This is a genomic window from Streptomyces sp. BV286 (assembly GCF_019090165.1).
In the GTDB taxonomy this organism is placed as follows: domain Bacteria; phylum Actinomycetota; class Actinomycetes; order Streptomycetales; family Streptomycetaceae; genus Streptomyces.
On record NZ_JAHRIB010000181.1, the window covers coordinates 29,239 to 53,836 of the forward strand.

At 69.2% G+C, this 24,598-nt stretch carries 24 protein-coding genes; 10 read left to right on the forward strand and 14 right to left on the reverse strand.

The window, feature by feature from the left end; translation table 11 throughout:
- The first annotated feature begins 209 nt into the window (after positions 1-209).
- Positions 210-650, forward strand: a complete 441-nt coding sequence (locus KUF83_RS35195; RefSeq protein WP_217459097.1) for a VOC family protein — start codon at positions 210-212, stop codon at positions 648-650.
- 282 nt (positions 651-932) lie between these two features.
- On the opposite strand, the gene KUF83_RS35200 is transcribed toward KUF83_RS35195, so the two are convergent.
- The 7 genes from KUF83_RS35200 to KUF83_RS35230 all read right to left on the reverse strand — a co-directional run bounded on the left by KUF83_RS35200 (position 933) and on the right by KUF83_RS35230 (position 6,981).
- Positions 933-1,433 (reverse strand): hypothetical protein, encoded by a 501-nt coding sequence (locus KUF83_RS35200; RefSeq protein WP_308403280.1) that lies wholly within the window; start codon positions 1,431-1,433, stop codon positions 933-935.
- 301 nt (positions 1,434-1,734) lie between these two features.
- Positions 1,735-2,622, reverse strand: a complete 888-nt coding sequence (locus KUF83_RS35205) for an SMP-30/gluconolactonase/LRE family protein (protein WP_217459098.1) — start codon at positions 2,620-2,622, stop codon at positions 1,735-1,737.
- A 15-nt stretch (positions 2,623-2,637) separates the two neighbouring features.
- Positions 2,638-3,558: a sugar kinase gene (locus KUF83_RS35210; protein ID WP_254644840.1), complete on the reverse strand. Its 921-nt coding sequence runs from the start codon at positions 3,556-3,558 to the stop codon at positions 2,638-2,640.
- A gap of 50 nt (positions 3,559-3,608) precedes the next feature.
- On the reverse strand, positions 3,609-4,229 hold the full coding sequence (locus tag KUF83_RS35215; protein WP_217459100.1) for a bifunctional 4-hydroxy-2-oxoglutarate aldolase/2-dehydro-3-deoxy-phosphogluconate aldolase: 621 nt from the start codon (positions 4,227-4,229) through the stop codon (positions 3,609-3,611).
- Between the two features lie 46 nt (positions 4,230-4,275).
- On the reverse strand, positions 4,276-5,421 hold the full coding sequence (dgoD, locus tag KUF83_RS35220; protein ID WP_217459101.1) for a galactonate dehydratase: 1,146 nt from the start codon (positions 5,419-5,421) through the stop codon (positions 4,276-4,278).
- Entirely contained in the window at positions 5,418-6,173 is a 756-nt protein-coding gene (locus tag KUF83_RS35225; protein WP_217459102.1) for a FadR/GntR family transcriptional regulator, read from the reverse strand. Before KUF83_RS35225 ends, dgoD begins: the two co-directional genes overlap by 4 nt.
- A 64-nt stretch (positions 6,174-6,237) precedes the next feature.
- Positions 6,238-6,981, reverse strand: coding sequence for an SDR family NAD(P)-dependent oxidoreductase (locus KUF83_RS35230; RefSeq protein ID WP_254644827.1), 744 nt, complete (start codon positions 6,979-6,981; stop codon positions 6,238-6,240).
- Between the two features lie 165 nt (positions 6,982-7,146).
- Between KUF83_RS35230 and KUF83_RS35235 the strand changes: the two genes are divergently transcribed.
- The 3 genes from KUF83_RS35235 to KUF83_RS35245 all read left to right on the forward strand — a co-directional run bounded on the left by KUF83_RS35235 (position 7,147) and on the right by KUF83_RS35245 (position 10,392).
- The gene (locus KUF83_RS35235; protein WP_217459104.1) at positions 7,147-8,496 is read left to right on the forward strand and encodes an ABC transporter substrate-binding protein; all 1,350 of its coding nucleotides are present in this window, start codon (positions 7,147-7,149) and stop codon (positions 8,494-8,496) included.
- A 64-nt stretch (positions 8,497-8,560) separates the two neighbouring features.
- Entirely contained in the window at positions 8,561-9,466 is a 906-nt protein-coding gene (locus KUF83_RS35240) for a carbohydrate ABC transporter permease (protein WP_217459105.1), read from the forward strand.
- Complete coding sequence (locus KUF83_RS35245) at positions 9,463-10,392, forward strand: carbohydrate ABC transporter permease (RefSeq protein ID WP_217459106.1); 930 nt, start codon at positions 9,463-9,465, stop codon at positions 10,390-10,392. The genes KUF83_RS35240 and KUF83_RS35245 overlap by 4 nt, the downstream gene beginning before the upstream one ends.
- Positions 10,393-10,489: 97 nt before the next feature.
- Here KUF83_RS35245 and KUF83_RS35250 read toward each other — a convergent pair whose 3' ends face one another.
- Positions 10,490-12,538: a glycoside hydrolase family 2 protein gene (locus tag KUF83_RS35250; protein WP_217459107.1), complete on the reverse strand. Its 2,049-nt coding sequence runs from the start codon at positions 12,536-12,538 to the stop codon at positions 10,490-10,492.
- A gap of 161 nt (positions 12,539-12,699) precedes the next feature.
- Here KUF83_RS35250 and KUF83_RS35255 point away from each other — a divergent pair, with 161 nt between their 5' ends.
- Positions 12,700-13,989: a cellulase-like family protein gene (locus KUF83_RS35255; protein WP_217459108.1), complete on the forward strand. Its 1,290-nt coding sequence runs from the start codon at positions 12,700-12,702 to the stop codon at positions 13,987-13,989.
- Positions 13,990-14,810: 821 nt separating this feature from the next.
- Here the strand turns inward: KUF83_RS35255 and KUF83_RS35260 are convergent.
- The gene (locus tag KUF83_RS35260) at positions 14,811-15,245 is read right to left on the reverse strand and encodes an SRPBCC family protein (RefSeq protein ID WP_217459109.1); all 435 of its coding nucleotides are present in this window, start codon (positions 15,243-15,245) and stop codon (positions 14,811-14,813) included.
- A gap of 443 nt (positions 15,246-15,688) precedes the next feature.
- On the opposite strand from KUF83_RS35260, the gene KUF83_RS35265 reads away from it, so the two are divergent.
- On the forward strand, positions 15,689-16,522 hold the full coding sequence (locus tag KUF83_RS35265) for a PIG-L family deacetylase (protein ID WP_217459110.1): 834 nt from the start codon (positions 15,689-15,691) through the stop codon (positions 16,520-16,522).
- Between the two features lie 198 nt (positions 16,523-16,720).
- On the opposite strand, the gene KUF83_RS35270 is transcribed toward KUF83_RS35265, so the two are convergent.
- Complete coding sequence (locus KUF83_RS35270; protein ID WP_217459111.1) at positions 16,721-16,906, reverse strand: DUF1737 domain-containing protein; 186 nt, start codon at positions 16,904-16,906, stop codon at positions 16,721-16,723.
- 159 nt (positions 16,907-17,065) lie between these two features.
- Here KUF83_RS35270 and KUF83_RS35275 point away from each other — a divergent pair, with 159 nt between their 5' ends.
- Complete coding sequence (locus KUF83_RS35275; RefSeq protein ID WP_217459112.1) at positions 17,066-17,443, forward strand: nuclear transport factor 2 family protein; 378 nt, start codon at positions 17,066-17,068, stop codon at positions 17,441-17,443.
- A gap of 181 nt (positions 17,444-17,624) precedes the next feature.
- Here the strand turns inward: KUF83_RS35275 and KUF83_RS35280 are convergent, their stop codons facing one another.
- Positions 17,625-18,122 carry an SRPBCC family protein gene (locus KUF83_RS35280; RefSeq protein WP_217459113.1) on the reverse strand — a complete coding sequence of 166 codons (498 nt, stop codon included), beginning with the start codon at positions 18,120-18,122 and terminating at the stop codon, positions 17,625-17,627.
- Positions 18,119-18,454, reverse strand: coding sequence for a metalloregulator ArsR/SmtB family transcription factor (locus KUF83_RS35285; RefSeq protein WP_308403282.1), 336 nt, complete (start codon positions 18,452-18,454; stop codon positions 18,119-18,121). The genes KUF83_RS35280 and KUF83_RS35285 overlap by 4 nt, the downstream gene beginning before the upstream one ends.
- Before the next feature lie 255 nt (positions 18,455-18,709).
- On the opposite strand from KUF83_RS35285, the gene KUF83_RS35290 reads away from it, so the two are divergent.
- Positions 18,710-18,970 carry a hypothetical protein gene (locus KUF83_RS35290; RefSeq protein WP_217459115.1) on the forward strand — a complete coding sequence of 87 codons (261 nt, stop codon included), beginning with the start codon at positions 18,710-18,712 and terminating at the stop codon, positions 18,968-18,970.
- Between the two features lie 47 nt (positions 18,971-19,017).
- Complete coding sequence (locus tag KUF83_RS35295) at positions 19,018-20,508, forward strand: S8 family serine peptidase (RefSeq protein ID WP_217459116.1); 1,491 nt, start codon at positions 19,018-19,020, stop codon at positions 20,506-20,508.
- A gap of 112 nt (positions 20,509-20,620) precedes the next feature.
- On the opposite strand, the gene KUF83_RS35300 is transcribed toward KUF83_RS35295, so the two are convergent.
- Complete coding sequence (locus tag KUF83_RS35300; RefSeq protein WP_217459117.1) at positions 20,621-21,748, reverse strand: alpha/beta fold hydrolase; 1,128 nt, start codon at positions 21,746-21,748, stop codon at positions 20,621-20,623.
- Positions 21,749-22,138: 390 nt separating this feature from the next.
- Between KUF83_RS35300 and KUF83_RS35305 the strand changes: the two genes are divergently transcribed.
- Positions 22,139-23,623 carry an alpha/beta hydrolase gene (locus tag KUF83_RS35305; RefSeq protein WP_217459118.1) on the forward strand — a complete coding sequence of 495 codons (1,485 nt, stop codon included), beginning with the start codon at positions 22,139-22,141 and terminating at the stop codon, positions 23,621-23,623.
- Between the two features lie 69 nt (positions 23,624-23,692).
- On the opposite strand, the gene KUF83_RS35310 is transcribed toward KUF83_RS35305, so the two are convergent.
- Positions 23,693-24,541 carry an acyl-CoA thioester hydrolase/BAAT C-terminal domain-containing protein gene (locus KUF83_RS35310; protein WP_217459119.1) on the reverse strand — a complete coding sequence of 283 codons (849 nt, stop codon included), beginning with the start codon at positions 24,539-24,541 and terminating at the stop codon, positions 23,693-23,695.
- Between the last annotated feature and the right edge of the window lie 57 nt (positions 24,542-24,598).

A 24,598-nucleotide genomic window follows, 5' to 3' on the forward strand; every position in this document is an offset into this window, starting at 1 on the left:
AGCACCCTCCAGGGCGCAGGGCGGGGTCCGGTCTGTCCGGACCCCGCCCTGTCGCCGGCCGGGAGAGGAAGCATGGTGTAACGGTGATGCGGTGCGAACCAGATTCTTGGGAGTTCCTCGGTGCGGGGATGTCGAAACCGTGTCACCGGCTCCGTCCCAGGGGCGTCAGAGGCCACCACCGGCCGTACGAGGAAGAAGGAGAAGTCGTCATGGCGATTCAGCGGATGGACAACGTCGGCATCGTCGTCGAGGACCTGGATGCCGCCATCGCGTTCTTCGTGGAACTCGGTATGGAGCTGGAGGGCAGGGCGCAGGTCGAGGGCCTCGTCGCCGACCAGTGCACCGGACTCGACGGAGTGCGCTGTGACATCGCGATGGTCCGGACCCCGGACGGTCTCAGCCGGCTCGAGCTGGCGAAGTACCGCAGCCCCGCGGCGACCAGCGCCGGACCACGCAACCCGCCGCACAACATTCTGGGCACGCACCGCGTCATGTTCGCCGTCGACGACATCGAGGACACCGTCTCCCGTCTGCGCCCTCACGGCGCCGAACTCGTCGGCGAGATGGCCCGGTTCCAGGACAGCTATCTGCTGTGCTACGTCCGCGGCCCGGAGGGCATCATCGTCGGTCTGGCCCAGCAACTGCACTGAGAAGCGACCGAACCATCCGGCCGAACGCATTCGTCCTGGAGAGGAAGCTGACCGCCGTGCCCCTTGCGGCCGTCGTCCTCGCCGGCACCGCCGCTACCGCCGTCCAACATCGCTGGTGGCCACCGCAGGACTCCCGGAACCAGGCGCGGCCTCCGGTTGGTGCGGTGGCCACGTCGACACGCGGCACGCCCGGCTGCCTCGCCGGGGCCTCGCCCGCCACCACCAAGTCAGGTCACCATCGTCTGCCTACGGCTCTGGCTTCCCTGAGACTGCGGCCAGGTCCTAGTACCAGGCTGTCTCGGCCAGCCGCTGGTTGTCGCAGAACAGCACGGCCTTGCTCAGGCGGCCGTTGAGGTTGTTGATCACCTTGGAGTAGGCGTAGTCGATCCCCGGGTCGACCGTCTCCAGCACCCACACGATCGGGGAACCAGATCGGTTGCTGTGCGCGGCACAGCCCTGGGGCGCGTTCTCTATCCGGGCGAAAGAGCCGCAGTTCGGGCTGTAGAAGTACTTCAGGGTGATGGTCCGCCCCCCGTAGACCGCCGTCTTCGTGGCTCCCCCGGGCACGTTGGGCTGGTAGTAACTTCCCGAGCAAGAGGTCTGCTCCGGGTACAGGCCCTCGTTGGGCAACGTGCCGTATGTCGCGCTCTGTATAGGGGCCGCCTGGGCCTGGAGCGGCGTCAGCGCCGCCAGGCCGAACGCGAGGGTGACGCCGAGCAGCGCGCGCCGCCATCCGCGCCGACCTGCGCCCCGGGCGATCTCCCTGTTGCCTCTCAAGATCACGTCAGTCTTCCTTTCGGAGGTCAAGGTCCTACAGGTGTCACCGGACCGCCTCCAAGGCTGCTCACCACCGTCGTGAGCCGCAATGCCTTTCGGCAATCACCGAAAGGCGCAGGTGGGGGCAGGGGAACCAATCCGGCCAATCTCCCGCATTGATGGTCATGACCACGTCATTGCGTCGCGGATTCTCCCTCGGCCTGCCACGATCCGGACCGGGTGAGCACGCCCCCACCACCCGGCCGCGCCGTCAGTACCGGCGCAGGCCCTGAACTCTCCTGATGCGTGCCCCGGATCGGTGCGTGGCTCAGAACCGTCCCTGCCAGGAGCAGGCTGCCGTTCCCCTGGTCGGTACGGGGATTCCCAGTACCGAGCCGGAGTTCGCGGTCGGATTCGTCACCCCGTGCCGGGCTGTGGTGACGAAAAGACGGTTGCCGTCGGGGTGCAGACACACCGACGTGGGGTGCGGGGCGGGGACGCTCAGGGTGTGGAGCAGGCGGCCGTCGGGATGATAGCGGCGGACCGCCCCGGCGCCCCACAGCGCGATCCACAGACAGCCCTCCTGATCGACGGTCATTCCGTCGGGGCTGCCTTCGCCGTCACGCAGTCGGGCGAAGGTTTCCGGGCCGCCGACGAGGTCGCCCGAGACGGGGTCGACCCGGCAGCGCAGGACGGTTCCGACAGCCGTGTCGGCGAGGTACATGGTGGTGCCGTCTGCGGTGAACGCCGGGCCGTTGGCGATGGTCAGGCCGTCGAGGACGCGGACCACCGTGCCGTCGGGGTCCGTGCGGTAGAGGGAGCCCGCGCCGGGGGTGACGTCGTAGGCCATGCTGCCGGCCCAGAAACGCCCTGCGGGGTCGGCGACGCCGTCGTTCATCCGGCTGGGGACCGGGGTGCGGTCCTCGGGCCGGTCAAGCCATTCCAGGGCGCCGTCGGGGGTGAGCAACGCGATGCCGGTGTCCACGGCGGCGATCCAGGTGCCTGGCCGGCCGTGGACCGGCGCGACGGCGCCCAGCGGTACGTCGAGACGGGCGAGGCAGGTCGGCCCGTTCCCATTACCTTCGTCGGGCAGTTCGAAGAGCCGTCCGCTGAGGATGTCCACGTACACGTAACGGCCGTCGACCCAGCGGCCGCCCTCCGCGAGTTCGTACCCTCCGTCCACGACGAGCGCCGCCGACGGTGCCGTTGATGTCATGTTCCGTCTCCTGGATCAGCGGATGGTGGTGCCGTCGGGCTGGTCGAACAGGCCGAGTTCGTCCCGGGTCGGCAGGCCCTCCCAGTCGCCTCGGGTGGCGACGGCGAAGGCCGCGGTGGTGACGGCTCGGTGCAGCCGGGCCGGGACGTCCGCGCCGTCGAGGAGCCCGGACAGGTACCCGGCCACGAAGGCGTCGCCCGCGCCGACCAGATCGACGGCGTCGACCCGTCGCGCCGCGCGGTCGGTCGTCCCCTCGGCGGTGACGCTGGTCGCGCCGTGCGCGCCCCGTTTGACGACCACCTCGCTCACGCCTGCCGCCAGGATGCTGTGCACGGCCTCGGATTCGCCCACGCCGGGCCGTTCCAGCACCAGCGGCAGTTCGTCCTCGGAGGCGATGAGCAGATCGGTGCGGGCCAGCAGCGGCCGGAGCGCGGCGCGGGCGCGGTCGGCGGTCCACAGCCGGGAGCGGTGATTGACGTCCAGGCATACGGTGACGCCGGCGGCCTGCGCGGTCGCGGCGGCGGCCAGGGCGGCCTCCGCGGCCGAGGGGCTGAGTGCCGGCGTGATGCCGGTCAGATGCAGGATGCGGGGTTGCGGAGCCAGCGCGGGCAGCACGTCGGCCGGTGAGAGGGCCGAACCCGCCGACCCGGCGCGGTAGTAGCTGACACGAGTGAGCGTGCCCAGGCGGGGTTCGGTGAGCAGCAGTCCCGTGGGGCGGCCGGTGTCGTCGGTGACCGCGTGGTCGATGTCGACGCCCTCGGCGCGCAGTGTGCGCAGTACCAGCGCGCCGAGTTCGTCCGCACCGACCCGGCCGGCCCAGCGCACCCGGTGCCCGAGCCGGGCGAGGCCGATGGCCACGTTGGACTCGGCTCCCGCGACGGACAGGCCGAGGTCGCCGCCGAGCCTCAGTGCGCCGTGTGCCCGCAGCGCCGCCATCGTCTCGCCGAAGGTCACCACCTCGGGCGCGCCCTGGCCGGCCGGTGTGGTCACGGCGTCTCCTCTGCGGCGGCCTTGCGGAACTCGGCCGCGCGGGCGCGGAGTTGGTCGAGGTCGCCACCATCGGCCGCGTCCCCGACAAGGGGTGAACCGACACCGACGGCGATGGCACCCCGGTCCAGGTAGTCGCGTGCTGTCTGCGCATCCACTCCGCCGACGGGCACGAACGGCACCTCGGGGAAGGGGTCGCGCAGGGCCCGCAGATAGCCGGGGCCGCCGAGGGTGCCGGGGAAGAGTTTGATCGCGGCGGCACCTCGTGCGAGGGCGAGTTCGATCTCGGTCGGCGTCAGGGCGCCCATCAGTACGGGCACGTCGTAGGGTGCCAGCCCGTCGACCAGTGCCGGGGTGACGAGGTACGACGCGCCGGCCTCCACGGCGCGGGCCGCGTCCGCGGCCGAGCGCACGGTTCCGGCGCCGAGGAGTGCTTCGGGGCCGAGTTCGGCGCGGGCCTGCCTGATGACGGTCAGGGCGTCTGCGGTGGTCAGTGAGACCTCGACGGCCGCGATGCCCTCCTCGGCCAGGGTACGTACGGTGCGCAGTGCCGCGGCGGGGTCCTTGCCGCGGACGATCGCCAGCAGGCGGTGGGTCCGGAGCGATTCCACCAGGTTCATGGGAGCGGGCTCTCCTTGGGTTCGGGGTGTGGGGGCCTGATGGTGTTCACCACTCGGTGAACGCCCCGTCTGCTCCCCGCCATACGGGGTTGCGCCAGCGGTGTCCGGTCTCGGCGGCCCGGCGTACCGCCTTCTCGTCGATGTCGACGCCGAGCCCCGGGCGGGAGGCGGCGACGGCGTATCCGTCCTGGAAGCGGAAGGGTTCGGGGTCCATCACGTACTCCAGCAGATCGCACTGCTGGTTGTAGTGGATGCCCATGCTCTGTTCCTGGATGAGGAAGTTCGGCACGGAGAAGGCGATCTGCAGGCTCGCGGCGAGGGCGATCGGGCCGAGGGGGCAGTGCGGGGCCATGGCGACGTCGTACGTCTCGGCCATGGCGGCGATGCGACGGACCTCGGAGATGCCGCCGGCGTGCGACAGGTCGGGCTGGGCGACGGCGATGCCGCTGGTCATGACCTCGCGGAAGTCCCAGCGGGAGTAGAGGCGTTCGCCGGTGGCGAGGGGGATGTTCGTGGACTCCACCAGGCTGCGCAGGTGGTGCGAGTGTTCCGGTGCGACGGGTTCCTCGACGAACAGGGGGTGCAGGGGTTCGAGCAGGGGCAGCAGTCGGCGGGACATGGCGGTGGAGGCCCGACCGTGGAAGTCGACGGCGATGTCCCGTTCGTCGCCGAGGACTTCGCGGACGGCCGCGACGCGTTCGACGACCTCGGCGGTGCGTGCCGGGGTGTCGATGGGGGCGAGTTCGGCCGAGGCGTTCATCTTGACGGCGGTGAAGCCCGCCTTCATCTGTTCCTCGGCCAGTTCGGCGACGTCAGCGGGCCGGTCGCCGCCGATCCAGGCGTACATACGGACGCGGTCGCGTACGGGGCCGCCGAGGAGGCGGTGCACGGGGACGCCGTAGGTCTTGCCGGCGATGTCCCACAGGGCCTGGTCGATGCCGGCGACGGCGCTGGAGAGGATGGGGCCGCCGCGGTAGAAGCCGCCCTTGGTGAGCACCTGCCAATGGTCCTCTATGCGCAGCGGGTCCCTGCCGACGAGGTAGTCCGCCAGTTCGTGCACCGCGGCGCGTACGGTCTCGGCGCGGCCCTCGATCACGGGTTCGCCCCAGCCGGTGACGCCCTCGTCGGTGGCGACGCGCAGGAACAGCCAGCGCGGGGCGACCAGGAACGTCTCAAGTCCGGTTATCTTCAAGGGGCTTCCTCAGGGAGCGGATCGGTCGCGAGGTCGTCGTGGTGGTCGCGGTCGTCCTGGGCCTGTACGGCTGCCAGGTCGTGGGACGCCTGGGCGAGCAGTGAGTCGACGGCGGCCACCGCCGCGTCCGGATCTCCCGCCTCGACCGCGTCCAGCAGTTCCTGGTGCACGGGGATGGAGTCGGAGAAGTGCCGGGCGCCGTGCACGATCCGGTCGCGTACGCGCAGGCCGGCCTCGATGACGACCTCCATCCGGCTGAGCAGTTCGTTGTGCGCGGCGTCCAGGAGTGCGCGGTGGAAGGCGAGGTCCGCCTCGACCATCGCCTCCGCGTCGGTGCCCGCCGCCGCCATCGCGTCCAGCGCCTGCCGCAGCGCGTCCAGGTCGGCAGGTGTGCGGCGGGACGCGGCGAGCCGGGCTCCGGCGGGCTCGACAATCGCGCGGACCTCGGCGAGGTCCTCCAGGAAGCCGTCCGTGGGAGCGCTGCTGCCCTGCCAGCGCAGCAGGTCGCTGTCGAGCAGGTTCCAGTCGGCGCGGGGCCGGATGGTCGTACCGCGTTTCTGCTTCGATTCGAGCAGGCCCTTGGAGGCCAGGACGCGCAGCGCCTCGCGCACCACGGTCTTGCTGACGCCGAGTTCGGTCTCGAACTTGACCGGGTCCACCACGGAGCCGGGAGGGTAGTCGCCGCGGATGATGCGTCGGCCCAGTTCCTCCACCGCCTGGCCGTGCAGCCCCCTGCCGGGATGGGTCACCACGTTCTCCGTTTCCGTACAGGTCCTGTTCGGGGCGGCCGAGCACCCGTCGTTGGGGACGTGCCGCTCACGAGGACTCCTTCATGACGCTCCATCCTCCATCAACCACGAGACTCGCTCCGGTCACGTAGGAGGCGTCCGGGGATGCCAGGAAGGCGACGGCGGCGGCCACCTCCTCCGGCTGCCCGAACCGCTTCGCGGCCGTGGCCGCCACACTGCGTGCCCGGTCGGCCTCCGGGATCCCGTCCCACGCGGCGGTGAGGATGGGTCCGGGCAAAACGGTGTTGACCCGGATGTCCGGTCCGTACTCGACGGCCAGCTGCCGGCCCAGCGAGCACAGCGCGCCCTTCGCGGCGGCGTAGGCGGCGTGGCCCGGCAGTCCGATGACCGCGTGGACCGAGGAGGTGAGGATCACGCACCCCGAGGACTCGCGCAGCGGGCCGGCGAAGGTCTTCATCCCGCGCCAGGCCGGCTTCAGCAGGACGGCCATCTGACCGTCCCACTCGGCCTCGCTCAACTCGTGTGCGGGCTTGTTGAGTTGCGCGAAGGCGTTGCTGTGCAGGACGTCCAGCCGGCCGTGGTGCTCGTCGACGTGGCGGGCCAGGTTCTCCCAGTCGGCGGCCGAGGTCACGTCGCAGCGGACGTACTCCGCCCGTCCGCCGCCGTCCTCGACGCTCGCGGCCAGCGCCTTGCCCGCGGCGTCGTCCACGTCGGTGAGCACGACGGTCGCGCCCTCGTCGGCGAGTCTTCGGGCGGTGGCCGCGCCGATCCCGTGCGCGGCGCCGGTGATCACCGCCACGCGTCCCGCCATCCTGCGGCACTCCGTCATCGTGTCTGTCTCCTGTCCCGGTGCTGCACCCACCATAGCTGTTTCAATTAATTATGAATATATCTTGACGGCGTGGCGATGGCGCTCCAACACTGACCGGCAGGCAACAGGCGCCTCCCGCACGAAGCCAGGAAGGACCTCACCCCGATGAGCCGCACCACACACCTCCGCAGAAAAAGCCGGGCCGCACTCGCAGTGACCCTTGCCGCCACCGCCCTGCTGATCTCCGCCTGCGGGGGTTCCGGCGGTTCGAAGGACCCCGCGCTCCAGGAACCCGCCAAGCCCGGTGAGAAGGTCGACCTGCGCTTCTGGTCGTGGGTTCCCGGTGTCGACAAGGCGGTCGACAAGTGGAACGCCACCCACCCGGACATCCACGTCAAGCTGGAGAAGGTCCCAGCGGGCAGCAGCGGCACCTACGCCAAGATGCGCGCCGCGCTCAAGAGCGGCAACGCGCCCGACCTGGCGCAGGTGGAGTACCAGGAGATCCCGTCGTTCCTGCTGGACAAGGGCCTGGTGAACCTGTCCCCGTACGGCGCGGACAAGGCCCGGTCGAAGTTCGTGGACTGGCAGTGGCAGCAGGGAGTCTTCGGCTCTGCCGTGTACGCGATCCCCCAGGCGTCCGGTCCGATGGGCCTGTTCTACCGCTCCGACCTGTTCAAGAAGTGGGGCATCGAGCCGCCCGCCACCTGGGACGAGTTCGCCCAGGCCGCGGAGAAGGTCCACGACGCCGACCCGAAGGCGTACATCAGCACCTTCCCCCCGGGCAACTCCGCCTGGTTCACCGCACTCGCCTGGCAGGCCGGCGCCAAATGGTTCGGCGTGAACGGCGACACCTGGTCGGTGAACATCGACTCCCCGCAGACCCTCAAGGTCGCCGCCTTCTGGGACGACCTGCGCACCAAGAAAGTGATCAAGACCGAGCCCGACTTCGCCAACGGCTGGTACAAGGACCTGCAGTCCGGTGGCATCACCTCATGGGTCAGCGCCCAGTGGGGCGACGCCATCATCAGCGGAAACGCTCCCAAGACCGCCGGCAAGTGGGCGGTCGCCCCCATGCCGCAGTGGACGAAGGGCGAGAACGTCTCCGCGAACTGGGGAGGATCCTCCACCGCTGTCCTCAAGGGCGCCAAGCACATCCCCGAGGCCCTGAAGTTCGCCGAGTGGCTCAACACCGACCCCGCGAGCGTCGACCTGCTGCTCCAGGGCGGATACGGCTGGCCCGCTGCGGCCGACGGGTACAAGGGCTCCTCGCTGGACAAGCCGTCGCCGTTCTTCGGGGGCCAGAAGTACAACGAGGTCTTCGCGCAGGCGGACAAGAGCATCGACAACTCGTGGAAGTGGATACCGACGATCGACGCCACCTACCAGCACCTCAACGACGGCTTCCAGGCCGCCCTGGCCGGCAAGGGCACGTTCGTGTCCGCGGTCAAGCAGGCGCAGCAGCAGACCGTCGAGGACCTGAAGAAGAAGGGCCTGAAGGTCTCCACCGGCAAGTGACCGTCTCCGGAGGGCGCGACACGGCCGCCGTCGTCGCCCCCTCCGGACTCCAGAAAGAACCCAGATGACCACCCGAGCGCCCCGCCGCCGCAGAAACCTGGCGCCCTTCGCCTTCGTCGCGCCGTTCCTCCTGCTGTTCCTCCTGGCCTTCGCCCTCCCCATCGGCTACGCCGTCTACCAGAGCGTCATGGACGTCGAGTACACCGGAGCCCTGGGGCTCGGCGGCAGCCACAGCGTCTTCGTAGGGCTGGACAACTACTCCGACGCGTTGTCCGACAACACCTTTCTGCGCAGCATCGGCCGTGTCCTGCTGTTCGCGGCCGTTCAGGTGCCGGTGATGGTCGCGTTGTCGGCCGGGCTCGCGCTGCTGCTGGACAGCGCCTCGGCCCGAGGCGTGCGCTTCTTCCGCGCCGCCTACTTCCTGCCCTACGGTGTTCCGGGCGTCATCGCGTCCATCCTGTGGGGCTTCCTGTACGTACCGGGAGTCAGCCCGCTCGTGGACGGCATGCACCATCTGGGGCTGTCGGTCGACCTGCTGGGCGGAAACACGGTCCTGTGGTCCATCGCGAACATCGTCACCTGGGAGTTCGCCGGCTACAACGTCCTCGTTCTCGTCGCCCAGTTGCGCACCATCCCCACGGAGCTGTACGAGGCCGCCCGCATCGACGGCGCCAGTGCGTGGGCCACGGTCCGGCACGTCAAACTGCCCCTGCTGCGCCCGGCGCTGATCCTCACCACGGTCTTCACCATCATCGGCACGCTGCAGCTGTTCGCCGAACCGCTGGTGCTCAAGCCCGTCTCGTCGAGCATCGACAGCGCCTACACCCCCAACCTGAGCGCCTACAACGAGGCGTTCACCAACGACAACTACCACCTCGCCGCCGCCGAGGCGGTGCTGCTCGCCCTCGCCGCGTTCTTGCTCTCCTTCGGTTTCCTGCGGCTGATCAACAAGAGAGGTGGGGACGCGTGAGCCTCCAGACACCGGCCCGCACGGTCCCGCCGAGGGACGAGACACCGGCCTCCGACGACGCCCCGGCGCCGCGCGGCGGCATCACCGGAGTCACCACACGCAGCCGTATCCTGGTCACCGGCCTGCTCGTGGCGGCCGCCGGATACTTCCTGCTCCCGGTGTACTGGCTGGTCGTGGCCTCCACCAAGTCCACCGGCGATCTGTTCGGCAGCTTCGGGTTGTGGTTCTCCCACCCCCAGTTCCTGAGCAACCTGTACCAGGTGGTCACCTACGACGACGCGATCTACCTGCGCTGGGCCGCCAACAGCGTGCTCTACGCGGGCGTCGGCGCCGGCGTGGCGACACTGCTGGCCGCGATGTGCGGCTACGCGCTGGCCAAGTTCTCCTTCACCGGCCGCGACACGCTCTTCAACATCGTGCTCGGTGGCGTCCTGATCCCGGCCACGGCGCTGGCGCTGCCCATGTACCTGCTGTTCAGCAAGGCAGGTCTGGCCAACACCTACTGGGCCGTACTGCTGCCGAGCTTCGTCAGTCCCTTCGGTGTGTACCTGTGCCGGATCTACGCCGCGGCGTCCATACCGGACGAGCTGCTGGAGGCGGCCCGCATCGACGGCGCCGGAGAGGTCCGAATCTTCACCGTCGTGGGTCTGCGCATCATGACCCCCGCCCTGGTGACGATCTTCCTGTTCCAGTTCGTCGGCATCTGGAACAACTACTTCCTGCCGCTGGTCATGCTGTCCGACTCCAAGCTGTATCCCATCACCCTCGGTCTGACGTCGTGGCAGTCCTTCGCCGACCGCCAACCGCAGCTCTATCAGCTGACCGTGGGAGGCGCGTTCGTCTCCGTCGTCCCGCTGATGATCGCCATGGTCGCGCTGCAGCGCTTCTGGCGCAGCGGTCTGACCGAGGGCAGCGTCAAGGGCTGACGGGTCCGCGGACGGTTCCCTCACGGAACACGATGAAGGGGGGAGGGGCGGTTCGCCCCTCCCCCCTTCACCCCTTCATCCCTTCACCGTCCGACGCTCACCCGCCGCCCGGCAGCGCCGCCTTCCGGAAGACGTCGTGGACCAGCTTGGGACGCTCCTCCGCGAAGGTGAGCAGGCCCATGACGGAGATGCCGTTGTAGTCCTGGTTGTATCCGGCCCGCTGCTTGTAGTCCTTGAGCACCCAGTAGGTGAATCCGGCGACGAACTCACTGCGCGCGGTCACCTGAGCCCAGTGGGCGGTGAAACTGGCCGCCTGCCACTCCTCCGTGCCCTGCGTGGTGGCGGGGCCGTGGGTGCCGGCCACGGACCAGGTGCCGTTCTCGGTGATCAGGATCGGCTTGTCGGGGTACTTCGCGTGCACCGCGTCCAGCGTGGGGCCGAGGTCGGCGTCCTTGCCGTAGAAGTAGCCGAAATACTCGTTGAACCCGATCACGTCGGCGAGGTCGAACGCCGGGTCGTTGCTCGTGTTGGAGGCCCATGTCACGGGGCGGGCGGTGAGGTCGACCGACTTCACGGCCGCCTTCAGGTCGGCGAGCCAGGCCCGGTAGACGGGAGCGCCGCCGGTGTCGATCTCCGACTCGTTCTGCAGACACCAGAGGATGACCGAGGGGTGGTTGTGCTGGTTCCACGCCATGGTCAGGGCCAGGGCGCGGGCGAGCCCGTAGCGCTCGGTCTGGAGCTTCTCCTGGGCGGTGTTGAGCCACATGGTGTCGATGTCGTCCATCACCAGCACGCCGTGCTCGTCCGCCCAGTCGTAGACGTACGGGTGGCGGTTGTAGACGCAGTTGCGGATGAAGTTGGCGCCCACTGCCGTGATGTGCCCCAGTTCCCGGTCGTACTCGGCGGGCGTCATCGCCCTGCCGTGCGCGGCCGTCTCCTCGTGCCAGTTGAGGCCCTTGAGGAACAGCGGCTCGGCGTTCAGCCGCAGCTGGGCGTCGGCGACGGTCAGTTCGCGTACGCCGTACACGGTGGACAGCGTGTCCACCCGTGGTCCCGAGGACCTCCCGGAGGTCAGGGTGGCGCGGGCGGTGAGCGTGCGCGGCGAGGCCGGGCTCCAGCGTGGCGCACCGGGTATGCGGACCACGACCCGTACGACGCCCGCCGACCGGGCGGCGATCCGGGCGGCGACCACGGTGGGCCGGCCGCCGCTCCCCCGGCCGGGGTCCAGGGTGAGCCGGCCCTCGAAGTCGGAGGCACCGTGGTTCTCGACGACCGCGTGTGCCTCCAGGCGCCCGTCCGCGGCGGACACGAGCAGTTTGGTGACGGTGACCTGCGGGACCGCCTCGATCCAGGCCGACCGCGTCAGTCCCGCGTAGGGCCAGTAGTCGACGGGCTTGTACGGCAGCTCGTGGTCGTCGGTGACCGGCTGCGGCGTCGTGGCCGTGTAGTCGGTGTAGCTCGCGCGGCGGAAGACCCGCACGGCGAGCGTCTGGCGGGTCCCCGGCCTCAGTGCCCCCGCGGCCGGCAGCGCGAAGGGCGAGTTGGCGCCTTCGTGCTTGCCGAGGTGCTTGCCGTCGAGCCAGACCTCGGCGCTGTAACCGGCGGCCAGGAAGGCGATGCGTACGTGCCGGGCACGCCAGGACGCGGGCACATCGACCGTGGTGCGGTACCAGGCGTACCCGTCGTTGAACGCGGTGCCCTTGCCGAAGGGAGCGGTCTGCGAACCGAATCCCGGGGTGTTCAGCAGGTCCCAGGCCGCCGGGACGTCGATACGTCCCCACGCCCGGTCGTCGTGGCGCGGGGACTGCCAGGCCTCGTCGAGCCCCTGGTCGGCAGGGTCGAAACGGAAACGCCACCGCTTGTCCAGGGACAGGTAGTCACGTGTGGGCTCGTGGGTGCGCCAGCCGTCGAAGGCGGGGAGCACCGTGCCGTACTGGAAGACGACGTTGGTGCCGCCGACGTCACGCACATGGGTGCCGGAGGGCTCCGTGGCGGGGTGGGAGTCGAGAACCGGTTCGGAATCGGCGCCCGCGGCGGTGCCGTTCGCCGCTCGCGCCGTCTCCGGCCAGGCCGGCAGGGCGACGACGGCGGCCACCCCGAGTGCCGTGACGACGGTGCGCCGGGACAGATGGATGAATTCGGACATGACAGGCGGCTCCTCGATGCACATACGCGTTAGTCCGCCCCACAGCCTGGACAACCCCGTCACCCTCGTCAAGGATTATTCATAAATAATGAATTGAGTTAGCGTGTGGTGCCGCCGAGCCGCCGACGGCGTCCCACCGCACATGAACGACGGGTGACCACATGACCACCGCACAGCAGCAAGCCATCACGAGCGAGACCACAGGCCGACTCGCCATCACCCTGTGGGACTTCAGCTGGTACACACAGGCAGGACCCGGCGAGCCGTTCGCCGACCTCGACCACGCCTTCGCCGAAACGGTCGACCGGGGCTTCAACACCGTGCGTGTCTGCGCCATGCCCTTCCTGCTGTTCTCCGGACGGGTCCAGGAGCCGGAGTCGATCCAGGTCCGCGGCCTGGGCGAGGAGTTCGGGCAGCGCACCCGCTGGTACGACGTGCGGGGCGGCTATCCGCTGGACGGCCGCCGACGGCTCGTCGAGCTGTTCGAGGCGGCCGCCCGGCACGACTGCAAGGTGATCGTGTCCTCCTGGGAGTACCAGCAGTCCCCCAGCTTCGCCGACACCGACGCCTGGCACAGCGCCCTGGCCGACGTCCCCGGCCCGGACCGCGCGGAGGCGGTGGCCGAAGCGCTCGCCGGGCTCCTCGACTTCCTCACCGAGCGCGGGCTGGCCGACCACGTCGCCTACGTCGAAGTGCACAACGAGGTCGACAACTGCTCCCTGGTACCGCGCGACGGCGCCACCCACTACGCCTACCTGCGCGACCCGCTGGACCGTGCCGTGAAGCTGCTGCGGGCCCGCCACCCCGGCATCCCCGTCACCTACTCGCTGGGTGAGCCCTGGCCGAGCGAGATCGACGACCTGCCGGAGGGGGCGCAGATCGCGCACTTCCACTTCTACGTCTACGGCGTGCTCGGCGCGCTCTACGAGGCGGTCGGGCTCGGGCACGGCACCGAATCGGCGCCCGAGACCGCCACCTGGCCCACCCCCGAGCTGGCCGCCATGCTGCGCCCCGACGCGCCCGCCTTCGCCGACTACCAGCCCGACGAGCCCTGGCGCCTGGCCGCCACCGGAATCCCGCGCGAACTGTTCTACGCGCACGACTGGGTCGACCCCGACCGCTGGGACCTGTGGCTCTACGAGAACTATCCGGCGCACCGGCAGGCCATGCGGGAGACACTGGCCCAGTGGGTCGACTCCGTCACCGACTTCGCCCGCCGCCGTGGCATCCCCGCCGTCCTCGGAGAAGGCGTCGTGGGCTACACCCCACTGCTGGCGCGCTTCGAGGAGGACGCCGTCGGCAAGGACATCGCCGAGTTCGTCGTCGACCGCTGCCTCGCCGCGGGCTTCCAGGGCGTCGTCCTGACCTCCAACGCGGCCCCGCACCACCCCATGTGGCACACCGACCGGGACTGGATGCGGCGGGTCAACGCACGTATCACCGCGGCCTGAACGTGACCCTGTAACGACCCGATCTCAGACGCCGAGCCGTCCCGGCACAGTGACCAGGGCAGGATGCCTGTCGGGACGGCCACGGCGATCCCTCAAGGTGCGGGACGACCTCGCGATGCGAAAGAGGAGGAGGACCGAACCGAGAGTCGGTCATCGCGTGCTGCCTCCGCGGCTGCCCGGTCATGGCTCGCGGCGAGCACGTTGCCCACCGAGACCGTAAATCCTGAAGTACCAGAGTGGGTCGTTCCTGCTCTTGGTGTCCATGCCACCTTCGTGCTGTTCCCGGGCATGATGTGCCATGGTGATGCAGTCGCCCCCTCTGCCCTTGAGTCGTTGATTGGACGCGCCTATTTGCGCATCGAATGCGAAGAAGCTCTTCGGTTCGACTCCTCCGCAGGCGTACGGTGCTCCTAATGACCTGATCGGCTTTCGCATCCGCGCGGCGTTCACCGCGGAACGCGGGCAGCGCAATACCCGAGCAGGCAAGCTCAGTTCGCTCTCTCGAATCGGCAACGAGGTGACAGGTGTCTCACAAACCGCCGCGCGCGGCAGCAGAGACGTTCCACGGCGAAGCCGAGGAAAGCCATACCCAGGCGTCCGCAAGCCGCAGGATCGTGCGAACCGTACCTGAGAGCGCCATGCTCGCCCGTCTGGAACATCTCCAGCGCACGGCGGGGAACGCTGCCGTCGTGCAGCTTCTGGCGCCGCCGACCACGGGTTAGCGCCGTAGAGGAGCACCTCCGTCCAGCCTGGGCATGAAGCTGCGCGCTGTGCCCTGGAACGCCCAGAAGGTGGCTGAACAGCGTTCCCCATACGCGAGACTAACGCTCGGCGTACCGAGCCAGGGCGCCCACGACATCACGCATGCTTCGGTTGAGGTACCACTCCCACAGCCGGTTCAGAATGGAATGCTTGGGCGTGAACGTGGCCCGCCACCGGATGTCGGTTCCCTCATCCGGCAGGGGCGTGAGGGAGATTTCAGCCCGGTACTCGCGCATACCCATGAGTTGGAGCGCGGCGTAGCTCATACCCCCGTCAGGGACGACGTCCACGATCTCGATGTCGGTCCGGATCCTCCCCTTCCACAGCGCCCAAGCGGTGCCGGTTCCTGCTGGCCCCTGTCCTTCGGACGACGGAGAGATCGCTTCGACCGATTCAAAAGGCTGCCATCGCGTCCAGGTCGGTACGTCAACTAACAGCCGCTGGATCGTTGAGGGCGCGGCGCTCGACTGCGCACTCACGTCATAACTCGGCATGCAATTTCCTCAATTCAGCTCGGTGATATGCGGCTAGACAGGCTCGAGGGCCCGGGTCAGCGGCTCCCACCGCGTCGGCGATGATATCGCCAGCCCATACAAGGACTTGCGGGCCCGGCGGAGCCCGACCAATCCCGAGTCCGCCGGATTGCACCCTCGGACAACGCCTCGGCGTCTACACCGCCAAAACCGGCACCCGTCACCACGACGCCACGCTCCTCCTGGAGACGACAGCGACCCACACCGACGTCGAGGGGGACAAACGGTCGCGCCGGGAACAGCTTGTGGGGCCGGTGCGGTTGCATTGATCGTGGGACCGGCCCCGCAGGGCGGAGAACACGGAGACCGCAAGGTCGTCCGCCCCGCCGGGCTCCGGTTCCCAGAGTTGCGGTATGCCCGCCGCGCATGTGGATGACGATGTGTTTCTGCAGGAGGACTGTTTCATGACTGACCGGCCTTTGACGCTCATGGCGGTACACGCACACCCCGACGACGAGGCGACCGGAACCGGAGGGGTCCTCGCGCGGTACGCGGCGGAGGGCATCCGGACGGTTCTCGTGACCTGTACCGACGGCAGTTGCGGTGACGGGCCCGGGGGTGCCAAGCCGGGCGATCCCGGACACGATCCGGCGGCGGTCGCCTTGATGCGCCGTCAAGAACTCGAGGCGAGTTGTGATGCCCTGAAGATCAGCGATCTGGAGATGCTGGACTATGCCGACTCCGGGATGATGGGCTGGCCGAGCAACGACGCCCCCGGATCCTTCTGGCGGACTCCTGTGGAGGAGGGCGCGGCCCGGCTTGCGGAACTCATGCGGCACTACCAGCCTGACGTGGTCGTCACCTACGACGAGAACGGTTTTTACGGCCACCCCGACCACATCCAGGCCCACCGCATCACGATGGCGGCACTGGCGATGACCGCGCTGACACCGAAGGTGTACTGGACGACGATGCCCCGCTCGATGATGCAGCGGTTCGGGGAGATCATGCGCGAGTTCCATGAGGACATGCCGGAGCCGGACCCTGCCGAGGCCGCCGCGATGGCCGAGATCGGCCTCCCTGACGATGAGATCACCACGTGGGTGGACACCACCGCGTTCAGCGGTCAGAAGTTCGATGCGCTGGCCGCGCACGCCAGTCAGGGCGAGAACATCTTCTTCCTCAAGATGGGCAAGGAGAGGTTCGGCGAGTTGATGGGCGTGGAGACCTTCCTCCGTGTCAAGGACGCCACCGGCTCGGCCGTACCCGAGAAGGATCTCTTCGCCGGACTGCGCTGATTGGTCCGGCCGGCCGAGGGCGCCCCGGGGCGGCTCATCGACTGCACGGCGCGGTCGAGCGGCACGTCCCCGGAGGCATGTCCACGCGAGTTCCGCTCCGGCCCCCGCGTCGATGCCGTCACCCGACGGCATCGACGCGCGCCCGTACCTCCCACCGGATCACGCTCTCGTGACCGCGCCTTGCGGCGTGGCTGGTGGCTAGGGCTGTGCCGGCCAGATCACCGCTTGGGCGATGATGACGTTCTCGCCGTCGTAGGTGAGGGCGGGGCCTTCGTGCAGTTGGTAGCCACGGCCGAGCATTTCGCTGACACGGTGACAGAAAGCGGCGTCGTCAGGGCCGGTCAGGACGCGATAGACGGGCAGCCCGTCTGGTGGTGTGCTCATGCGGAGAAGGATCTCAAATGCTCCTGCCGACCGGGACGGGATGCCGGCCAGATCTCTCGAACGCACTGAGTCTCCTCCGACTTCGGTTGGAGTTGGCCCGTCAGAGTCGTGCCCCCGAGAGCGTCGTCGGCTGTCGGTGGCGGCTGACAGGATGCAGGCATGAACTCTTTGCAGACCGCTGAGGCGTTGTGGAACCGCATACAAGCTCGGGACTGGACCGGGGTCGGCGAGTTGTTGGCCGACGATGTGGTGGTGGAGTGGCCGATCAGCGGTGAGCGCATCGTGGGGCGTGCGAACTACGTGCGCGTCAATGCGGAGTACCCGGAGGGATGGACGATCAAGGTGCTGCGCATCCTGGTGGACGGGGACGAGGTGGTCTCTGAGGTGGAGGTGCCGCACGAAACGATGGGGGTCTTCCGGGTGGCAGCGTTCTGGACGGTCACCGAGGGAAGGGTCGTCCGAGGCCGGGAGTACTGGACGGAGCTCGGTTCGGAGCCTGCTCCGGAATGGCGGGCTGCCTACATAGAACGGATGTGACCCGCCCGCAGGAGCGTCACCGCGCAGCGGGCCGACAGTCGGAGGGTGGCCGACACGTCGTCACCGACCACACGCCCAGACGGCAGACGAAGGACGCCCGTGGCTCCGGGCCGGGTACGCCGGTGCAACAGATCCGGCCACGCACCCCGGTACCCGGCCCGCCATGGATCGCCGTCGCACGTCAATCGGCAGCCAGCGCCTCGAAGTAGGCCCGCTGCGCGGGGTAGTAATCGTCGAAACTCGGGGGCTTGGCACCGTCGCGAGCGGCGCCGAGCATGTCGAGGTAGTACTCCCAACCCGGCCCGACCTCTCCGACGCCTTCCGTGGTCATCAGGTGGTGAACCAGCCGCAGCTCGGTCGTCCCGGCCGATTCGGACAGCTGCAGCTCCATACGCCACTCCCCCGCCTCGTCGGACATGGAAACGGCAAGACGCGTCGGCGCCTCACACACGTCAATGCGCGCATCGCTCCACGGCGCGCCCTCCTCGAACGACATCCGGACCCGGATCGTGCGGCCCGGCCCCGCGTCGCCCTCCCACGGGCCGAACCAGCGGGCCGTACGCTCCGGTTCCGTGACACTCGCCCACACGTCATCGATGGGCGCCCGGAAGACCCGGGTGAGGATGAGGTCACTGCCCTGGGCAGTGGACACAAGCCGGGCACTCGACAGTGGATTCACGCGGTGTCCTCTCTGGATTCGTTGTCCGATGCCGTACGGCGCACCGCACGCTCACGCCGGGTGCGGCGCACCTCCGTCTCCAGAGCGTCCAGCCGCTGATCCCAGCCGGCCGGCCCACGGATCATCGCGATCCACTCCGCGAGCCCCGTGAGAGGCTCCGGGCTCAGTTCGTACACCCGGTTCCTGCCCACCAGCTCGTCGTGGACCAGACCGCACTCCCGCAACACCCGCAAATGGCGGCTCACCGCCGGGCGGCTCACCGTGAACCGCCCCGCGATCTGCCCCACCGTGAGCGCACCACCGCGCAGCATGAGCAGGATGTCTCTGCGCACAGGATCCGTAATCGCATGCGCCACATCATCCATACCCGAAAGCGTAACCTATTGGTTACGCGTTTCGATAGATGACGGACCCCTCATCCTTGAGATCGCCCGCCCTTCCGAGGGTGGGTGGCTGCACCGTCGCTCAGTATCATCTTTTGCGGTGCTATGCAACAAATGCGAAGATTGGGATAGTGAGTGAATCACTAGGAGAATCTAGTGACATCAGAGCAAGGTGGCTCGTCCGACAGGGAGTTCGTCGAGGCCTTGGTCGAGCTCGAAGCCGAGGCCTCGGTGCACGACCTGGTTCCGTGGTGCGCCCGTCATGACATCGACGTAGTGCCTATGTCCGCCGGGGCACTCATCACCGGATCGAGCGGGAAGTTCGCCGAAGCGTTCGGCGTCGCGCGACTCGAGAACCGTTCACGTCCGCAGACGCTGCCGGTTCCAGCGACGCTCTCGAACACCGCAAGGTCCGTCACCGTGCTGCCGATTCCCACGCCCGGAGCCCGCGACCGGAACTCGTGACCGGCTGCCGTGCCGCGTGTGTCCGGGCCTCCACTTCTGGAGGACCGATGACAAGCCCCACAACACCCCAGTACGGGCAGGACGTTCCGGGCACCGTATACGGCTATGTCTCCGCCCGGTCGGAGGGCGGGGTGCCCATGACACAGGCGACCGCCTTCGACTCGGCCAGGCCGTTCCGCGCCGAGAGCGACACCCAGGAGCGCGCCAAGGAATACGCACGAACAGCGGGGCTGACCGTGACCGCCGAGAGCCGGCTGGGCTTCACCGTCGCCGGTACGGCAGCCGCGTACGAACAGCTCACCAGCGGGCGGATGGCCAGCTACGAGGTGGAACAGCTCGGGTCCATGAACCGGGAGCGTTCCGTCACCCACCTCGACATCATCGGCGCACGGCAGCCCGACGCCCTCGGAGTCGGCGCCGCACCCGGTACTGACGCCATCGAGGCGGTCGCCCTGGAACGTCCGCGTACGCCCATGCGTCTCCTCCCCGCCGCCCCCAGACCGCCGGAGGTCGCCGCGTTCCACCTCACGCTCCCGGACGACGTGGCCAAGCTGCTCAACGCGACCCCGGCACACGAGGCGGGGCACGAGGGCCGCGGTGTGCACGTCGCCATGGTGGACACGGGACAGGCCGAACACGCCTTCTTCGGCGCCCACGACTACGACGTCGTCCCGACCGTCGCGCTCGTCCCCGGCACCAGCGCGGAGGAGGACCCGATCGGGCACGGCACCGGTGAATCGGCGAACATCTTCGCCGTGGCTCCCGGGGCGCGACTGCTGCCCTACCGCGCCAGCGACCGACGGGGCGACCTCACGGCCGCCACCGCGGGATTCCTGCGCGCCAAGGCGGACCAGCCGCAAGTCCTCACCAACTCATGGGGTGGGGACGGGGACTTCCCCCCGGTCGGGCCGCCCAGCCAGGCCGACGTGATCTTCGCGCTGGAAATCCTGGATGCGGTGGAGCAGGGCATCGTCGTCGTCTTCTCCGCGGGCAACGGCCAGTTCACCATCGAACCGCAGGTGCCCGGTGTGATCGCGGCGGGTGGAGTGTTCGCGGCACAGGACGGCCGACTTCGCGCGTCGAACTACGCGAGCGGGTACGTGAGCCCGTGGATCGACGGCGTCCGCGTGCCGACGGTTTGCGGCCTGGTCGGTCTGCTGCCCCGGGCCCAGTACCTGATGCTGCCCGTGCCACCCGGTTGCGCGATCGACGTCGACGAGAGTCTGCCCGGCGCGGGCAACCCGACCGGCGACCCGGGCGACACCACCGGTCCGAGGGACGGCTGGGCCATGTTCTCAGGCACGTCGGCCGCGGCACCGCAGATCGCCGGAGCGGTCGCTGTGCTCCTCGAAGCCCGGCCGGGGCTGACTCCCGCCCAGGTGGCCGAGGCGCTCGCCAGGACCGCCACCGACGTCACCACCGGCACCAATCACCCACGGTTCGGCAACAAGGCCAAGGTCGGACCTGACACGGCCACCGGGCCCGGACTCGTCAACGTGAGCGCCGCGCTGGACTTCGTCCTCACGCAGAACCCCTGACGTCGAGCCGGTCGTGTGGGACGCCGAAGGCTCGCGTTCGCCTTCGGCGTCTTCGGTGCTGACGCGGGCCCCTGGAACCACCCCGTCCGTTCGCGGCCGAGGGCTCAGCCGTCTACGGAGCCGGGCTGATGTCGCCGTTGGTGTTCATGTCGAAGACGCCCTGCGTCTTGCCGTCGACCTTCAGTTGCTTGAGCCAGTGCTTCGAGAGGTTGTGCACGTTCTTGTGCTGCTTCTCCCACGGCACCGAATGGCCGGCACAGGCCAGCTTCACCATCAGCTTGTGGGAGCCCGTGACGGCGTTGTAGAGCGCGGGGACCGAGAAGTTGAGCTCCGGATTCGAGTTCGGCGGCGACGTGTTCACCTGCCTGTCGTGCTCCCCGTACACCATGAGGACCGGCACGCTGCCGCCGAGGACGCCGCCCTGCGCCGCAGTGGTCTCGTTCCAGCCCCACCGGGCGAAGTTCCTGATCCGGTTGGTCCCTTCCGGCGGACCCCAGGTCCTGCCCACCGGATCACTCTCCATCATCGCGGCCCATGCCACTTCCACCATGCCGGGTTCCCGCTGGTCCAGGCAGCCCAGCTCGGCGTTCCAGCCCGTCTCCAGACCCGGTCTCGTCCCCAGGAACATCGGGAGGCCGGGCATCGGCAGTGTGGTCGGCGCGTTCGAGGTCCCCTTGGGCGGGAAGATCGGCGCCAGCAGGAACAGGCTGGACACCTTGTCCGGGTTCTTGACCGCATACGGTCCCATCGTGAACGCGGCCGCGGACCAGCCGATGAAGGCCACCTTCTTCACCTTGCACTCGTGGCGGATGTACTCCACGACGGTGTTCAGCTCGTCCCGGTCGCTGTGGGAGTTGTTCAGTTGGAACGCGTAGTTCGCGGTGCCCGGGATGTGGCCCGGCGGCCGCGGGATCAGCAGCTTCTGCTCGGCGAGGCTCGTGTTGCGAGGGTCGTCCATCTTGGGCCGCGGCGACAGCCCGTGCCCTTGGAGGTCCATCATGAAGACGTCGTACCCGGCCTTGGCCAGGGCCTCGGCCCAGCTGTAGCTCTTGTACCGGAGGTCGAAGCCCGCCAGGACCGGGACGCTCCTGCCGTGCAGCATGAGGACGGCCCTGCGCTCTTCGAGGTGTCCCAGGGACGTGCCGTCGCGCTCCCGTACGAAGAGCTCGACGTGTTCGCCCGCGTTCGCCGGGACAGTGGAGACGTGGGGCACCGCGTGGTCGGTCAGGGTGACGGGCATGAGGTTCCGCTCGGTCGGCTCGGTACGGGGAGGAAACCCCCGCCATGCCAGGCTGTGCGCGCGGGGCGGTCCCCGCCACAGCAAAGGGTCCGGCGGTGTGACGTTCGCCGGTACGGGCAGAGGCCCCGGCGGGCCCGCTCAGCGTCACACGGGACGAGCCTCAGCCAAGTGACGCCGCTGCCACGGAGGCGCATCACCCACGCATTCCGTAGGGCCCGCTGTCCGGCCGACCCTATGGCGCCCCTGATACGTCCCTGACTCTCCCCGGAACGGCCCCTGACACCGGCACCGGGCAAGCGTCAGTGCACCTAGCGTGTTCAAGAGTCCCGGCCGGGTCTGCACGCTTCTTGAGCATGCCTCTCACACCCAGTCCTGTCAGGAGGACGCTTCATGCCGTTCAGAGGATGGCCCGCGTTACGGCGCACCGCCCTGCGGAGCACGGCCATGGTCGCGGGAACCGCCATCGCCGCCGTCGCCGGTCTCGCCGCCGCACCCGTCGCGCACGCGGCGCCGGTGACCACCAGCGCTCTGCGGTGGACTCCGTGCGACGCCCCGGACCACCCGGGCGCCGAGTGCGCCACCCTCACGGTGCCGATCGACTGGGCCCGCCCGGACGGGCCGACGTTCGGTCTGGCCGTGGCGCGCCGCCAGGCCACCGACCCGGGTGCACGCGTCGGCTCGATGGTGTTCGGCCCCGGAGGTCCCGGCGACTCCGGCGTGGAGCGGGTGGTCGGCGGCATCAGCCGGTTCAGCTCCGAGACCCGCCGCAGGTTCGACATCGTCAGCTTCGATCCTCGCGGCGTGGGCCGCAGCAATCCGGTGACCTGCTCCGGCGATCTGCTCGCCCAGCGGCCGTCACCGGAGATGGGCAGCCAAGCGGACTTCGACGCCACCCTGGCCTACAACAAACGGCTCCGCGCCGACTGCCGGGCACGCACCGGCCCGGTGTTCGACCACCTTGACACCGCTCAGACGGTCCGGGACCTGGACGCCCTGCGGGCCGCCCTCGGTGAGAGGAAACTGACCTTTCACGGCAGCTCGTACGGCACACTGCTCGGGGCGCAGTACGCCGAGACCTATCCGCACCGGGTCCGGGCCATGGTGCTGGAGAGCGTGATGGACCACAGCGTTTCCCGTACCCGTGCGTTCCTGCGGTCCGCGGCGACCGCGGCACAGGACTCCTTCGACGAGTTCGTGCGGTGGTGCGCCGACGAATCGACCTGCGCGATGCACGGCCGCGACGTCCGCACGGTCTGGCAGGGGCTGCTGAGCCGTGCACAGCGCGGCGAGTTGGAGAACCCCTCGAAGCCGGGTACTCCTCTTTCGTCAGCGGATCTGGTCAACAGAGTCGCCTTCAGGAAGTTCTACGCCGTCGACTACGCGGGCCTGGCGCAGACCATCGCCGAGATGGCGTCGAGCAGCCCGCTCCCCGCCTCGCCCACCTCGGTGTCGCCGCTTCCACCGACAGCCCCCGTATTCTGCGCGGACTGGCGTCTGCCGGTGCACGACCACCAGGAATACGCCTCGCTCATCGGCACGATGAACAGGGCCGCACCCGACCTGCCGTTGCTGCTGCCGGTCCAGATGGCAGTGGCGTGCCTGGGTGCGCCGACCGCCAACCCGCAGCACCGCCTGGCGGTCCGCGGCGCCCCGCCGATCCTGGTGTCCAACGCACTCCACGATCCGGCCACCGGCTACCCCTGGGCGGTGTCGGTGGCCCGGCAACTCGGCCGCAGCGGGGCGCTCCTGACCTATGAGGGCCAGGGCCACGGCAGCGTCACCAGCGGTCCCTGCATGGAGCACACCGTCGACGCCTACCTGACCGACCTGACCGTGCCACCACGCGGCACCAGGTGCCCGGCCGTGCCGTCCTGAGCGGTCGCCGAGGGCGCCCTGGTCAGGTCCACCCCGCGCCGCCGCCCAAGGTGGTGGAGTCCGCGACAGTCAGGTGAGTTTGCCGAGGATGTGTGGCCACGCGGCTTCTCCCAGGAGCGCGTCAGCTTGCGGAGTGCCTCCGTGCTGGAAGCGCGGGGAGTCCGGCGCCGGGCGTTCGCCGGGGAAGCGTTGCCGGTGGCCTGCATCGTGACGGGTGATCAGGTGCACGCTGGCCCCGGCGGAGCGCCTGCGTTCTGCCAGCTGTTCGGCGAATCGGAGAGAAGGCCACATCGCGTCGTCGCCACCGGCGACGAGCAGCAGATCGGCCCGGGCCTTGTCGACGGGGATGTCCGCCGGACGGAGCAGGTGAGCGAAGCTCCGTTCGCTGAGTTCGTACCATCCGCGGATGGCGACCGGACCACTGCCCTGGGCGACGGGAGTCCAGGAATCATCCAGCGGGACGAAGGGCAGGGGCCTCCCACGCCAGGTCCAGGAGGAGCGATACGGGTGCTGTTTCCCATCGGAGCCCGGGCCCACATTGCACCAGACTCGCGACGTGGGTGACAGCGCGATGACAACGTCCACGCGCGGGTCGTGCACGGCCGTGAGCAGAGCTGCTTCAGCACCCTTGGAGGCACCCATGATGCCGATCCGTCGTGCTCCGCTCGCTTCGAGCAGGTCGATGGCGGCGGTGAAGGTCTCCAAGGGGATCTCACAGATTCCCGGGGGCTGCCCCGGCCCGCCGAACCAGCGGATCGACAGGGCTGTCATGCCGTGCCGGGCGAGGATACGTGCTCTGTCCCGCTCGACGCGTCCGCTGGAACCGGCCAGGACCAGGACGCCGACGTCACTGCCGTGGGCGGGCGCGGCAAGGATGCCTTCCCAGGGGTGGGTCAGTTCGTGCTCGACTACGGCCACGTGCTTCCCCGGTTCGTCGCGTCGTGATCAAGGAGCCGGCCCGTCGTGCCGGGCGGC